This is a genomic window from Streptomyces sp. NPDC050617, assembly GCF_040654795.1.
In the GTDB taxonomy this organism is placed as follows: domain Bacteria; phylum Actinomycetota; class Actinomycetes; order Streptomycetales; family Streptomycetaceae; genus Streptomyces.
Genome location: NZ_JBFAIS010000002.1, coordinates 433,070 through 447,148, shown reverse-complemented (window position 1 = coordinate 447,148; position 14,079 = coordinate 433,070). Strand labels below are relative to the sequence as shown.

General features: G+C 73.4%; 11 protein-coding genes. 2 read left to right on the top strand and 9 right to left on the bottom strand.

What is annotated here, in order from left to right:
• Positions 1-7 precede the first annotated feature (7 nt).
• The 6 genes from AB0I49_RS04555 to pdhA form a co-directional block, all read right to left on the bottom strand.
• A complete protein-coding gene (locus AB0I49_RS04555) occupies positions 8-1,099 on the bottom strand; it encodes a potassium channel family protein (protein WP_363225335.1) in 1,092 nt (363 codons plus the stop codon).
• Positions 1,096-3,240 carry a molybdopterin-binding protein gene (locus AB0I49_RS04550; RefSeq protein ID WP_363225334.1) on the bottom strand — a complete coding sequence of 715 codons (2,145 nt, stop codon included), beginning with the start codon at positions 3,238-3,240 and terminating at the stop codon, positions 1,096-1,098. Before AB0I49_RS04550 ends, AB0I49_RS04555 begins: the two co-directional genes overlap by 4 nt.
• The gene (locus AB0I49_RS04545) at positions 3,237-4,082 is read right to left on the bottom strand and encodes an NTP transferase domain-containing protein (RefSeq protein WP_363225333.1); all 846 of its coding nucleotides are present in this window, start codon (positions 4,080-4,082) and stop codon (positions 3,237-3,239) included. The genes AB0I49_RS04550 and AB0I49_RS04545 overlap by 4 nt, the downstream gene beginning before the upstream one ends.
• A 376-nt stretch (positions 4,083-4,458) precedes the next feature.
• Positions 4,459-6,021 (bottom strand): dihydrolipoamide acetyltransferase family protein, encoded by a 1,563-nt coding sequence (locus AB0I49_RS04540; protein ID WP_363225332.1) that lies wholly within the window; start codon positions 6,019-6,021, stop codon positions 4,459-4,461.
• Complete coding sequence (locus AB0I49_RS04535; RefSeq protein ID WP_363225331.1) at positions 6,021-7,067, bottom strand: alpha-ketoacid dehydrogenase subunit beta; 1,047 nt, start codon at positions 7,065-7,067, stop codon at positions 6,021-6,023. The genes AB0I49_RS04540 and AB0I49_RS04535 overlap by 1 nt, the downstream gene beginning before the upstream one ends.
• Complete coding sequence (pdhA, locus tag AB0I49_RS04530) at positions 7,064-8,269, bottom strand: pyruvate dehydrogenase (acetyl-transferring) E1 component subunit alpha (RefSeq protein WP_363225329.1); 1,206 nt, start codon at positions 8,267-8,269, stop codon at positions 7,064-7,066. The genes AB0I49_RS04535 and pdhA overlap by 4 nt, the downstream gene beginning before the upstream one ends.
• Before the next feature lie 188 nt (positions 8,270-8,457).
• Here pdhA and AB0I49_RS04525 point away from each other — a divergent pair, with 188 nt between their 5' ends.
• Positions 8,458-8,955: an Lrp/AsnC family transcriptional regulator gene (locus AB0I49_RS04525; RefSeq protein WP_363225328.1), complete on the top strand. Its 498-nt coding sequence runs from the start codon at positions 8,458-8,460 to the stop codon at positions 8,953-8,955.
• Positions 8,956-9,089: 134 nt separating this feature from the next.
• Here the strand turns inward: AB0I49_RS04525 and AB0I49_RS04520 are convergent, their stop codons facing one another.
• Complete coding sequence (locus tag AB0I49_RS04520) at positions 9,090-9,677, bottom strand: TetR/AcrR family transcriptional regulator (RefSeq protein ID WP_363225327.1); 588 nt, start codon at positions 9,675-9,677, stop codon at positions 9,090-9,092.
• A gap of 2 nt (positions 9,678-9,679) precedes the next feature.
• A complete protein-coding gene (locus AB0I49_RS04515) occupies positions 9,680-11,221 on the bottom strand; it encodes a 3-hydroxyacyl-CoA dehydrogenase (protein ID WP_363225326.1) in 1,542 nt (513 codons plus the stop codon).
• 210 nt (positions 11,222-11,431) lie between these two features.
• Here AB0I49_RS04515 and paaN point away from each other — a divergent pair, with 210 nt between their 5' ends.
• Entirely contained in the window at positions 11,432-13,123 is a 1,692-nt protein-coding gene (gene paaN / locus AB0I49_RS04510) for a phenylacetic acid degradation protein PaaN (RefSeq protein WP_363225325.1), read from the top strand.
• A gap of 60 nt (positions 13,124-13,183) precedes the next feature.
• Here paaN and AB0I49_RS04505 read toward each other — a convergent pair whose 3' ends face one another.
• Positions 13,184-13,975, bottom strand: coding sequence for a TrmH family RNA methyltransferase (locus AB0I49_RS04505; RefSeq protein ID WP_363225324.1), 792 nt, complete (start codon positions 13,973-13,975; stop codon positions 13,184-13,186).
• Positions 13,976-14,079: the final 104 nt, after the last annotated feature.

Sequence of the window (14,079 nt, the reverse complement as noted above, 5' to 3'; positions counted from 1 at the left end):
AGTTGCTCTACCGGAGGGCCGCCGGTCGCGCCCGTACGATCGTGATCAGGCGGTCCGTCGACTTGAGCGGGCTCGCCTCCGGGTCGTCGTAGCCGAGCAGGCGGTGGCCGCGCAGCACGGACACGACGAGGTCGTCCGTGTCCCGTACGGACTTGCCGACCTCGGCCTTCACCACCGGCCGTTCCACTATGTCGAGGCCGCTGCCCTGCTGGATCAGGTCCTCCATGACCGTGCCGGCGCTCGGGCTCAGCACGGACAGCCCCAGCAGCCGCCCGGCCGCGCTCGCGCTCGTGATCACGGAGTCCGCGCCGGACTGGCGCAGCAGCGGCGCGTTCTCCTCCTCGCGGACGGCCGCGACGATGTTGGCGGCGCGGTTGAGCTGGCGCGCGGTGAGCGTGACGAGTACGGCCGTATCGTCGCGCTGCGTCGCGATGATGATCTGCCGCGCCTTCTCGATCTCGGCGCGCAGCAACACGTCGCTGCGCGTCGCATCGCCGACGACGCCCGCGTAACCCTGCCCGATCGCCGACTCGATCGCCTTCGGGCTCGGGTCGACGACCACGACCCGCTCCTTGGACAGCCCGGTCGCGCATATGGTCTGCACGGCCGACCGGCCCTTGGTGCCGAAACCGACGACGACGGTGTGATCGCGCAAGGCGGACCTCCAACGGGTAAGACGCCACTGCTCACGGGTGCGCTCGGTGAGGACCTCAAGGGTGGTGCCGACCAGAATGATCAGGAACAGGACGCGGAGCGGCGTCACGAGGAGCACGTTGGACAGCCGGGCGCTGTCGCTGTACGGGACGATGTCGCCGTATCCGGTGGTGGACAGGGTGACGGTGGAGTAGTAGACGGCGTCGAGGAAGTCGACGTCGCCGTCGGCGTTGTCGTGGTAGCCGCCGCGGTCCGCGTAGACGATGAAGACCGTCGCGACCATCACGAGCAGCGCCATGAGCAGCCGGCGTATGACCTGCCGCAGCGGCCCCACGCTCTGCCGGGGGAGCTGGACGCGGTAACCGCTGTTCTGCGGGTCGTGATGCGCGGCGGGGGGCTCGGTGGGGTCCTGCCGGGCAGCCGCGTCGTGGGCTGGCAACTTCACGAGAGGGCTCCGGAGTCGGGGCCGAACGGCAGCGGGGCGTCCAGTCGGCGCGGGGTGTTCAGCGTTTCATGTGCCATGGGCCGCCCGACCGGCCACCCCGTCCCCGTCGGTTGCCCGGTGGGGCGGGCGGTGGGACGGGCGGTGGGGCCTGCGGACGGCTGTGTTGTCGGCCGCGCGGCCGACCGCTTGGCGGGTCGTTCCTGCGGCCGTTCGGCCGACCGTTCCTGCGAGCGTTCGCGTGGCCGTTCGCCGGGCTGGGCCTGCGGTGGTTCCTGCGGCCGCTTCCGCTGTTCGGGCTCGTACGCCCAGCGCAGGTCGTCCGTGGCCGTGGAGTCCGGACGGCTCTGCCCGCCCGACCGGCCGGGTCGGCTCGTACCGCCCGGCGGGTCCTGCCTGTCGGGCCCGTCGAGAACGCCCTGCCAGCCCTGAGCGCCCAGCCCACGCGAACCGGTCGTCCCGCCCGTACCGCCCAGGTCGGCGAGATCGGCAAGGTCGATGCGGCCGGGGTTGCCGGTGTGAACGGAGCCGCTGACACCGGTGCCAGTACCGGTGCCGGTACCGGCACCGGCATTGGCACCGGCATCGGCATCCGCATTTGGGTCGCTCCCCGCCCCCCACGGCAGATCCAGCGTCTCGACGACGCCCCCGCGCCCCACCCCGCCCGGCGGGATGACCGCGAGCGCGTCGGCGGCGGCGATGCCGCGGAGCATGGCGGGGCCGTGAAACCGCAACGGCCGCACCTCGTCGTGCGCGTAGGCGACGGGGACCAGGCGCGTGTCCTCGGGATGGCCGTGGACGGCTTCGGTGAGCGGCGCGCTGTACGGGACCGGTGCCGCGCGGCCCGCGAGCGTACGCAGCAGGGGCCCGGCGAGGGTCAGCAGGCCTGAGACGGCGGCGAGCGGGTTGCCGGGGAGGCCGATGAAGTGACGGTGCGGCACGAGGCGGGCGAGGACCATGGGGTGGCCGGGGCGTACCGCGACGCCGTCGACGAGGGGTTCGGCGAAGACGCGGCGCAGCGTCGGGTGAACGTGGTCGACCGGCCCGGAGGCGGTGCCTCCGGTGGTGACGATCACGTCGGCGCCGGAGGCCGCGACGGCCTCGTACAGCGCTTCGGAGTCGTCCTTGAGGCGGCGGGTGGCGATGACCTCCGCACCGAGGGACCGCAGCCAGGGGGCGAGCATCGGGCCGAGGGCGTCGCGGATGCGGCCGTCGCGGGGCAGCCCCTCGTCCAGCAACTCGTCGCCCAGCACGAGCACCTCGGCGCGGGGGCGCGGTACGACGCGCAGCGCGTCGTAACCGGCCGCCGCCGCCATCCCCAGCACGGCCGGCGTCACGAACGTACGCGCAGGCAGGAGCCGGTCGCCGCTGCGGCACTCCTGGCCGCGCGGGCGGATGTCCTGACCGGTGGTCACGGACCGGTCCGCGTACAGCCAGGCCGCCTCCTCCGCCGCGCTCTCCGCGTTCGGCTCCGAGACGGTGCCGTGTTCGCTGCGCAGGACGGCGGTCGCGCCGGGCGGTACGCGGGCGCCGGTGGCGATACGGACCGCGCGGCCGTCTGGGAGCGGTTCGGTACGGGCGTGACCGGCGAGGATGCCGGGGCCGACGGCGGCGATGCGCCAGGGGCCGGGGCCGGCGACCGTCCAGCCGTCCATGGCGGAGGTGTCGAAGGGAGGCAGATCGGTGAGGGCGACGAGGGGTTCGGCGAGTACGTGGCCGAGCGCGTCGGCGAGGTCCTTCACCACCGGTTCCAGGACGCGCACCGAACGCGCCGCACGGGTACGGGCGTCGTCCCAGGCGAGGTTGGCGTACGGAGCGGGGGCGGGGTCGGAGTCGGAGTCCGGTTCGGGGCCGGAACCGGAACCGGTGTGCGTACAGCCGTCGGAGCCGTCAGGACCGTCGGTTCCGTCGGTTCCATGGGCTCCGTCGGGAAGTCCATGGGCACGGTCGGGCTCACGCCGCCCCTCCCCGCTCCCGCTCGTGCCCTCTCGCCCGCCCCGGCCGTCGCGCCCATCACGCACATCGCGGCAGTCGCGCACATCGCGACCGTCGCGCACATCGCGACTGCCACGGTCCTCGGACAACAGCGCCAGTGCCTCGTCCGCGGCACGGTCCAGTGCGGCGTCCGCCTCCGGGTCGTTCATTCCGGCTCTTCGGACCAGCGCGTCGCGAGCTCGGACGCCTTGCGCGTCGCCTCGGCGAGGGCTTCGGCGCCGCCGCCTTGCTGAGCGGCGGCGTAACCGACGAGGAAGGTGGTCAGCGGCGCGGCGGGGCGGGCGACGCCGTGCGCGGCATCGCGCGCGAGATCGAGGAGGGCGGCCGTGTCGACATCGAGTTCGATGCCCAGTTCGGCCTTGACTGCGGCAATCCATTCATCCAACACGTTCCCATCGTCCCTGATCCGCGCGCGTGCCGTGGTGATGTCTTCCCAGGTGTCGCAGTCGAGGGAGGCGGTGGGGTGCGGCAGCCGGGTGAGCGAGAACCCGGCGGTGAGCAGCCGCAGCGGCAGCCCGACGAGCGAACCGTGCTCCGCCGCGAGCCGCGCGAGCCCCCCGCGCAAGGGTTCGGTTCGGTAGGCGGCGACGAGCGGCTGATCGCGCCCGTCGGCGTCGGCGAGCAGTGCCCCTTCGCGTCCGTCACCCCTGTCGGCTTCGCCGTCCAGGGCGGCGAGCAGCCCCCGCACTGTGTGCGCGTCCAGGAAGGGCAGGTCGGCGGAGAGCACGACGGCGGTCCCGGCCCGTACGCGCCGCAGCCCGGCCGCGAGCGCCGCGACGGGACCGCCGCCGGGCGGGTCTTCCCGCGTCCACGTCACCGGGGTGGCGGTCGGCCGCTCGGGTCCCACGACGACGACGCTTTCGGCGTCCGCGCAGGCACTGAGCACCCGGTCGAGCAACGTCCGCCCGCCCACCCGCACCGAAGGCTTGTCGACCCCGCCCAGCCTCCGCGCCGCCCCGCCGGCCAGCACCACAGCGTCAAAACCACTCATACCCCGAGTATCACCACCCCCGCCCGTCGCCCCCGACACCCCCTGCCAGAACCGCCGCCACCACCGCACCACCAGGACCAGCCGCCCGCCAGAGCCCCCGCCTGTCAGCCCGGCAGCCCGTCAGCCCGGCAGCAGCACCGCCGACCGCCCCGCGCCCGAACGCCGCCCCAACCGCCTGTCTGCCCTCCCTCGGGCTAACGGCCCGTCAGCCGCGCCCCTCCTAACGCGTCACATCACCAGCCCACCGGCCGCCGCCCCTCCAGAACACCGAACCGTCGTCGGACGACTGATCAGCCCCCCAACGCTGGAACCCTCCGGAACCGACAGGCGACGCCCACAGAGGGCAACGCCTACGGAGGGCAGCGGAACCGGCGGTTCAGAGCGACCGCAGCAGCACCGCCGGCTGTTCCACGCAGTCGGCCACGTACCGCAGGAAGCCCCCGGCGGTGCCTCCGTCGCAGACGCGGTGGTCGAAGGTGAAGGAGAGCTGTACCACCCGCCGTACCGCCAACTCCCCGTTCACCACCCACGGCTTGGCCGCTATCCGGCCCACGCCGAGCATCGCCGCCTCGGGATGGTTGATGATCGGGGTCGAACCGTCCACCCCGAACACCCCGTAGTTGTTCAGCGTGAACGTGCCGCCCGTCAGCTCCGCCGGGCTCAGCGAACCGGCTCGGGCCGCCTCCGTCAGCCGGGCGATCTCCTCGGACAGCGACACCGCGTCGCGCGCCTGCGCGTCCCGCACGACGGGTACGACCAGCCCGCGGTCCGTCTGCGCGGCGAACCCCAGGTGGATACCGGTCAGCCGTACGATCTCCCGCGCGTCGGCGTCCACCGTGGCGTTGAGCTCGGGGTACCGCGCGAGCGCGGCCGTGCAGATCCGGGCCAGAACGGCGAGCAGCGAGACCTTCGGCCCCTCGGCCGCGTTCATCGCGGCCCGCGCCGCCAGCAGCTCGGTCGCGTCGGCATCGACCCAGCACGTCGCGTCGGGGATCTCCCGGCGGCTGCGCGCCAGCTTGTCCGCCACCGCTCCCCGCACCCCGCGAAGCGGTACGCGCTCGCCTTCCCTTTCCCTGCCGGACGCCGCTCCCGGGGCAGCCGGAACGCTCCCCACCGGCTCCGTGCTCTCCCGCGCGCTCCTCCTCCGCACCGCACCCTCGACATCCGAGCGCAGGATCAGCCCCTCCGGTCCGGACCCGGACACCTCCCGCAGGTCCACCCCGCTCTCCCGCGCGATCCGCCGCACCAACGGCGAGATCACCGCCAACGGCCCGCTCGCGGCAGCAGCGGCGGTGGCAGCGGTGGCAGTCCCGGCGGCGGAGCCCGCGCCCATCACAGAACGCTCACCCGAACCCGTACCCGTACCCGAGCCCGTATCCGTACCGGTTAGACCAACAGCCCGGTCCGGGCCGGAACCGCCGCCGTTCACCGGCAGCTGACCAGCCGGAACCGAGGCCGCAGGCACCGAAGCCGCCGAGACCGAAGCCGGGATCGAGGCCGCAGGCCGCAACCGGCGGCGACGCGCCGCCGGGGCCGCCGTGCCGTAGCCGACGAGCACATTGCCGGACCCCTCACCGCCCGCCGCGTCCCCACCGGCACCGGCACCGGCACCATCACCGCTCCCGGCCACATCCCCGACACCGCTCCCGGCCCCGCCCCCACCAGCACCGGAACCGCTCCCGCCCCCGGGCCGCTCCCCCACAGCGACCGTCAACAGGGGCGATCCCACCGGCCGTTCCGAACCCTCCTCGCCGAAGCGGGCCGTCACCACGCCCCCGTACGGGCACGGCACCTCGACCATCGCCTTGGCCGTCTCCACCTCGACCACCGGCTGGTCCACGGCGACCACGTCGCCGACCTCCACCAGCCAGCGGACGATCTCCGCCTCGGTAAGCCCCTCGCCGAGGTCCGGCAGGGTGAACTCGCGCACCACGGCCATCACCGAACACCGCCCTCGGTCCACTCGGACTCCCACTGCAACCGCGCCACGGCGTCCAGCACCCGGTCCACGCCGGGCAGATGGTGCCGCTCCAGCATCGGCGGCGGATACGGGATGTCGAACCCCGCGACCCGCAGCACCGGCGCTTCCAGGTGGTGGAAGCACCGCTCCGTGATCCGCGCGGCGATCTCCCCGCCCGGTCCGCCGAATCCGGGCGACTCATGGACGACGACGGCCCGCCCGGTGCGCCGTACGGACGCGCACACCGTCTCCTCGTCGAACGGCACCAGCGAGCGCAGATCGACGACCTCCAGGTCCCAGCCCTCGGCGGTGGCGGCCTCGGCCGCCTCCAGGCATACGGGCACGGACGGCCCGTAGGTGATCAGCGTCGCGGACGTACCGGACCGGCGCACGGCCGCCCGGCCGATCGGGTCCACCGGTTCCGGCCGGTCGGCGGACCAGTCGGCCTTGGACCAGTACAGGCGCTTCGGCTCCAGGAAGACAACCGGGTCGTCCGAGGCGATGGCTGCCCTGAGCAGCCCATACGCGTCGGCGACGGTCGCGGGGGCCACCACATGGAGGCCCGGCGTGGCCATGTAGTACGCCTCGGAGGAGTCGCTGTGGTGCTCGACTCCGCCGATCCCGCCCCCGTACGGCACCCGCACGGTGATCGGCATCGGCAGCGCGCCGCGCGTCCTGTTCCGCATCCGGGAGACATGGCTGACCAACTGCTCGAACGCCGGGTAGGCGAAGGCGTCGAACTGCATCTCCACGACGGGCCGCAGCCCGTACATCGCCATGCCCACGGCGGCCCCGAGGATGCCTGCCTCCGCCAGCGGCGTGTCCGTACAGCGGTCCTCGCCGAACTCCTTCGCCAGCCCGTCCGTGACCCGGAAGACCCCGCCGAGCGTGCCGACGTCCTCGCCGAGCACATGGACGGTTGGGTCCTCGGCCATGGCGTCCCGCAGCGCACGGGTCAGCGCCTGCCCCATCGTCGCGGGCTTGCGGGCGGTGCCGCGCGCGCTCTCCACTGCCGTCGTCGTCATCGTCGCTCCTCCCCCTCTGCCGACCGCCCGGCCACCTGCTCGGCCGTCGGCTCGGACGGCTGCTCACTCCCCGCTCCGGACGGCTGCTCGGCCGCCAGCTCGGCCCGCAACTGGTCCGCCTGTTCCCGCAATTGCGCGGTCTGCCGCGCGTAGACGTTCGCGAAGAGGTCCATCGGGTCGAGCGCGGGGTCGTCGTTCATCCGGTCGCGCAGGTCGGCGGCCATCCGCTCGGCGGCGTCCCGCTCGGCCCGTATCCCCTCGTCGTCGATCAGGCCGCGCCTGGTCAGCTCGCCCTCCAGCAGCGCGATCGGGTCATGGGCGCGCCACGCCTCGACCTCGGAATCCGAGCGGTAGCGCGTGGCGTCGTCGGCGTTGGTGTGGGCCTCCACGCGGTAGGTGACGGCCTCCACCAGGGTCGGGCCGCCGCCGCTCCGAGCCCGCTCGACGGCCTCGCCGAGCACCGCGTGGACGGCGGCCGCGTCGTTGCCGTCCACGAGCCGGCCGGGCATTCCGTAGCCGACCGCCTTGTGGGCGAGCGAGGGGGCCGCGGTCTGCTTGGCGAGTGGCACGGAGATCGCGAATCCATTGTTCTGCACGAAGAAGACGACCGGGGCCCGCCAGACCGCCGCGAAGTTCAGCGCCTCGTGGAAGTCGCCCTCGCTGGTGCCGCCGTCGCCGACCATGGCGAGCGCGACGACCTCGTCCCCCGCCAGCCGCGCGGCGTGCGCGAGCCCGACGGCGTGCGGCAACTGGGTGGCCAGCGGCGTGGACAGGGGGGCGATGCGCTGCTCGCGCGGGTCGTACCCGGTGTGCCAGTCGCCGCGCAGCAGCGTCAGCGCCGCCACGGGGTCGAGGCCGCGGGCAACGACGGCGAGGGTGTCGCGATAGCTGGGAAAGAGCCAGTCCTGGTCCTGGAGCACGAGGGCCGCCGCGACCTCGCACGCCTCCTGGCCGGTGGAGGAGGGGTAGACCGCGAGCCGGCCCTGCCGGGTGAGGACGGTCGCCTGGGTGTTGTAGCGGCGGCCGCGCACGAGCTGCCCGTACAGCCGGCGCAGCAGCTGCGGGTCCAGGCCGCCGGCGGCGTCGGTGCCCAGCAGGCGGTACGGCTCCGCGTCGGGCAGCAGCGGCGCGGGGTCAGTGCGAGGCTGCCAGGCGGGCGGCGGCGTGGGCCGGTAGGAGCCGGGCTGCTCAAGGACCGTCATGTCGAGCACCTCCTCGTATGGGCGGGCTGGGAGCACGCTGAGGGCCGGGCCGAGTAGCCGCCCCGCTCTCCCTACCGATTGTTCGGTCGCCGGCACATTTTGGCTACAGGCGGCCCGAGCCTGTGGACAAACGGTTCTCCACAGCCTGAGATGAAAGCAGTACGTCCATCAGCGGAAGGCACGACGGCATGCGGGACGAACAGATGGCCGGATCCGGCGGCAGGCCGCCCGCCCGGCCGCTCGACGACATCGACCGCGACATCCTGCACATGCTCCGGGCGGACGGCCGCGCCTCGATACGTTCGGTGGCCGAGCGGGTGCACATCTCGCGCGCCAACGCCTACGCGCGTATCAACCGGCTGATCGACGACGGGGTCATCCGGGGGTTCAGCGCCCGCGTGGACCAGGAGCGCGCCGGTCAGGGCGCGTCCGCGTACATCACCTTGAAGATCGTCCAGAACTCCTGGCGCAGCGTGCGCGAGAAGCTGCAAGCCCTGCCGGGCGCCACCCACATCGCGCTGGTCAGCGGGGATTTCGACGTGCTGCTCCTCGTCCACACCGAGGACAACCGGGCCCTGCGCGAACTGGTCCTCACCCGCCTCCAGTCGATGGAGGAGGTCCTGAGCACCCGCACGCTGCTGGTCTTCGAGGAGACCGACCTACAGGAGAACCAGGGCCTCCTGTAGGCGCACGGTGCCGTCACGCGCGGGCGCGCGCGGGACGACCGTTACTAGTTCAGCCAATCCGTCGAACTAGTTCGTCACGCGCGGGCGCGCGCGGGGCGACCGGCGAAACCGGGCCCGGACACCCGGTCCCGGCCTTAAGTCCGCAGCCCCTTGAAGGCCATCCGCACCACCGCGTCCGCCACCTGCTCGCCGTCCGTCGCCACGCCGTTGTGCGGCCGGTACCACTCGACAATCGAATTGATCATGCCGAAGAGCAGCCGGGTCGCGAGCCGGACGTCCACGTCCGCCCGCAGGTCGCCGTCGGCCGCGGCCTGCTTCAGCAGCTCCGCGACCTCCTGGTCGAACTCGCGCCGCCGCTCCATCGCCCACCGCTCGGTGTCCGTGTTGCCCCGGACGCGCAGCAGCAGCGTGACGTACGGCAGCTCGGCCATCAGCACCTCGGCGGTGCGCCGGGTCACGTATTCCAGCCGCTCGACCGCGCGCCCCTCGGCCGCGCCCGGCTCCTGGAGGATCCTGAAGAGGCCGTCCAGCGCACGGGCTATGGCGAGGCGGAGCAGCTCCTCCTTGCCCTTGACGTGGTGGTAGATCGAGGATTTGGAGATCCCGGCCGCCTTGGAGAGGTGCTCCATGGAGGTGCCGTCGTAGCCGCGCTCGTTGAACACCTGGACGGCGACCGCGAGCAGCGATTCGGGCGTGTAGGTGTCGCGCTTGGTCATGGTCATGATTAGAGCACCCGGTCCTCGTCGGACGCACGGCGGCGCAGCGCCGGGGACGGCCCGTAGCGGCCGGTCGGGTACGCGTAGTGCAGCGTGTCCAGAACGCCCTCCAGCCATGTCGCGCCGAGCCGGCCGGCCCACTCCAGCGGCCCGCCGGGGTAGTTCACGCCGAGCCGCATGGCGACGTCGACGTCCTCCGGGCCCGCCACGCCGCGTGCCACCGCGTCGAGCGCGAAGTCCGCGATCATCGCGACCGTACGGGCCACGATCATGCCGGGGACGTCGTCGATCACACTGACCTGCTTGCCGAGCGCCTGGAAGAGGCCGATCGCCTCGTCCACGTCCGCGGCCGCGGCGGAATCCGCGGGCGCGAGGACGATCCGGGTGGCGGCCCGGTAGTCGAGCGCCAGGTCGAAGTAGATGTGCGTGCCGGACGACGCGTAGCCCGAAGCCGTGCCGCCGTCGCACAGCAGCAGCCGCGCCCCGCCGGGCAGCACGACGCAGCCCGCCTGGCTCGCCGGCTCCGCCGGGTCGTCTTCCCCTACGACCTTGACTCCGGCTTCCTCGATCAGCTCGCGGAGCACCTCCGCGGGGCCCAGGGAGCCCTCGATCGTGACCTCGCGCGGGGCCGTGCGGGACTCGGCGGTGTGCGGGGCGGGGGGCGCGGCGTCCGGGCCGTGGTCGTACCAGCCGCGGCCCGACTTGCGTCCGTGCAGCCCGGACTCGACGAGGCGACGCTGGGCGAGGGAGGGCGTGAACTTCGGGTCCTGGAAGAAGGACTCCCACACGGACCGGGTGACGGCCTCGTTGACGTCCTGGCCGATGAGGTCGGTCAGTTCGAAGGGCCCCATCGTGAAGCCGCCGCTCTCGCGCAGCGCCGCGTCGATGGTGGCGGGGTCGGCGGCGCGCTCCTCGTACACGCGGAACGCCTCGGCGTAGAAGGGCCGGGCGATGCGGTTGACGATGAAGCCGGGGGTGTCCGCGCAGCGCACGGGGGTCTTGCCCCAGGCGGCAGCCGTCGCGCACGCCCGGTCGGCGGCGGCCTCGTCGGTGGCGGAGCCGCGGACCACCTCGACGAGCGGCAGCAGCGGCGCCGGGTTGAAGAAGTGCAGTCCGACGAAGCGGCCGGGCGCCCGCAGCGCCCCCGCGACGGCGGTCACGGAGAGGGAGGAGGTGTTGGTGGCGAGCAGGCAGGTGTCCGGGACGACCTCTTCGAGTTCGCCGAACAGCTTCTGCTTGACGGCCAGTTCCTCCACCACCGCCTCGATCACGAGCTCGGCGTCGGCCAGCTCGGCGAGCACCGCCGCCGGGTGGAGACGGTCGCGGGCCGCGTCGCGGTCGGCGACCGCGAGCCGGCCCTTCTCGACGAGGCGGTCGAGGCGCGCGGCGATGGACGCCGCCGCCTCCGCGGCGCGGCCGGGCGCGGCGTCGTACAGCCGGACCGGGTGGCCGGCGACCAGTGCGACCTGGGCGATTCCCTGGCCCATGGTGCCGGTCCCGACGACGGCCACGGTGCCGGTGACGGTGCTGCTGCCCTCGATTTCGGTCATGCCGCTGATCCTCCCCGATGAGTTGTCCACAGGTTCGCCAGGCCCCCTTGCCCCGACCGATCGTTCGGTTAATCTAGCGGTGTTGTCTCCGTTCCGCGCCCCCGCGCTCTTCCCGCGGGGCCGGTCCACCGCCCGCCCGTCTCCACTACCGCCCGCTGAGAGAGCGCGCCCGCGCTCCTCACCACCGGCTCGACGAGGAGTTGGTCAGTCGTGACCGCCGAGCTCACCCCCGCGCAGTTGATCGAGAAGCACCGACCCACCCTCGACCAGGCTCTGGAAGCGATCCGCAGCCGCGCCTACTGGTCGCCCCACCCCGAGCACCCGAAGGCGTACGGCGAGGGCGGCAGCCTGAGCGCCGCCGACGGTCAGGCGGCCTTCGACGCCCTGCGCGGCGCGCGCTTCGAGCTGGACCAGCCGGGCTCCGACGGCTGGGCCGGCGCCGAGGTCTCGCCGTACGGGCTGGAGTTGGGCATCGAGTATCCGCACGCGGACGCGGACGTGCTGCTGCCCGCCATGCGCGCGGGCATGGCCGCCTGGCGGGACGCGGGGCCCGAGGCGCGCGCGGCGGTCTGTCTGGAGATCATCGCGCGCATCAGCGCCCGTACGCACGAGTTCGCGCACGCGGTCATGCACACCAGCGGCCAGGCGTTCATGATGGCCTTCCAGGCGGGCGGGCCGCACGCGCAGGACCGCGGCCTGGAAGCCGTGGCGTACGCGTTCGAGGAGCAGACCCGCACGCCGCAGCGGGCCGACTGGTCCAAGCCGCAGGGCAAGCGCGACCCGCTCGACCTGCGCAAGGAGTTCACGGCCGTGCCGCGCGGCATCTCCCTGCTGGTCGGCTGCAACACCTTCCCCACCTGGAACGGCTACCCCGGCCTGTTCGCCTCCCTCGCCACCGGCAACGCGGTCCTCGTCAAGCCGCACCCGCGCGCGGTGCTGCCGCTCGCGCTCACCGTCCGCGTCGCGCGCGAGGTGCTCGCCGAGGCGGGCTTCGATCCGAACCTGGTGGCCCTGGCCGCCGAGCGGGACGGCGAGGGCATCGCCAAGTCCCTGGCCCAGCGGCCCGAGATCCGCATCATCGACTACACCGGCTCCACCGCCTTCGGGGACTGGCTGGAGGCCCACGCCCCGCAGGCCCAGGTCTTCACGGAGAAGGCCGGCGTCAACACGGTCGTCGTCGACTCCACCGACGACTACAAGGGAATGCTCGCCAACCTGGCGTTCTCCCTGTCGCTCTACAGCGGCCAGATGTGCACCACCCCGCAGAACCTGCTCATCCCCCGCCACGGCATCACGACGGACGCCGGGCCCAAGACGTACGACGAGGTGGTCACCGACCTCGCGTCCGCCGTCGACGGACTGCTGGGCGACGACGCGCGGGCGAACGCCCTGCTGGGCGCGATCGTCAACCCCCAGGTCAAGGAGCGCGTCGAGGCGGCGGCCGGGCTGGGCGAGGTCGCGCTGGCCTCGCGGACCCTCACCAACCCCGACTTCCCGGGCGCCACGGTCCGTACGCCCGTCATCGTCAAGCTCGACGGCGCCAAGCCCGACGCCGAAGCCGCCTATCTCTCCGAGCACTTCGGCCCGGTGTCCTTCGCCGTCGCCGTCGACTCGGCGGCCGACGCGGTGGAGCTGCTGCGCCGCACGGTCCGGGACCGGGGCGCGATGACGGTGGGCGCGTACACCACCTCGCCGGAGGTCGAGAGCCTGGTCGAGGAGGCGTGCCTGGAGGAGTGCGCCCAGCTGTCGCTCAACCTGACCGGCGGGGTGTACGTGAACCAGACCGCGGCGTTCTCCGACTTCCACGGCTCGGGCGGCAACCCGTCCGCCAACGCGGCGCTGTGCGACGGAGCGTTCGTCGCGTCCCGGTTCCGTACGGTCGAGGTGCGCAAGCCCGCCTGAGCCGCCCGGAGCGGGGCGCGCACCCGCTCCTGGCCCCGCTCCGGCCCCGCGGCCCGGCCGTTACGCGGCAGCGGTTTCCGGGGCCTCTTCCGGGGCCCCGGGCGAGGTGCCGCCCCAGTGGAAGAGGGCCATGGCCACACTGGTGGCGAGGTTGTAGCTGGAGACCTGCGGCCGCATGGGCAGTGCCACGAGGTGCTCGGCGCGGGCGCGCAGCTCGGGTGAGATCCCGTGCCGTTCGGAGCCGAAGGCGATGAGCGCGTCATCGGGGATGGCGAGGGACCGGATGTCCTCGCCCTCCGGGTCCAGTACGTAGAGGGGGCCGGGCGGCAGGTCGTCGAGCGGCAGCCGTTCGACGGCGGTGGCGTAGTGGAGGCCCGCCCCCGCCCGTACGGCGTTGCCGTGCCAGGGGTCGAGGTCCCCGGTGGTCACGACCCCGGTGGCACCGAAGCCCGCGGCGAGCCGGATCACCGCGCCGACGTTGCCGAGGTTGCGGGGGTTGTCCAGGACGACGACCGGCGAGGGGCGGGGCAGTTCGGCGAGCCGGTCGAGGTTGGCGCGGCGCTCGGGGCGGGCCGCGAGCGCCGCCACGCCCGTGGGGTGGAGCCTGGGCACGAGTTCGCGCAGGGTGGCGGCGGGCACCTCGACGACGGACCGGCGCAGCGCCTCGGTGAGGTCGTCGGCCAGCTCGTCCGCGAGCGCCAGGACGGAGTCCTTGTCGGCGGCGAGCGCCAGGGGCACGTCCGCGCCGAACCGCAGGGCGTGTTTGAGCGCGTGGAAGCCGTCGAGCAGCACGGCGCCGGGCGCGCTCGCCCGCCATAGCTCCGCGGCGGCCGGCGCCTCGTCTTCGATCATTCCCTCAGCCTACGGAGGAGACCTCAAGAGGCGCCGGGCGACACTGTGCCCCCGCTCGGCACACGACGCTTCCGTTCGGCGCACGACGTCCCCGCTCGGCCCAC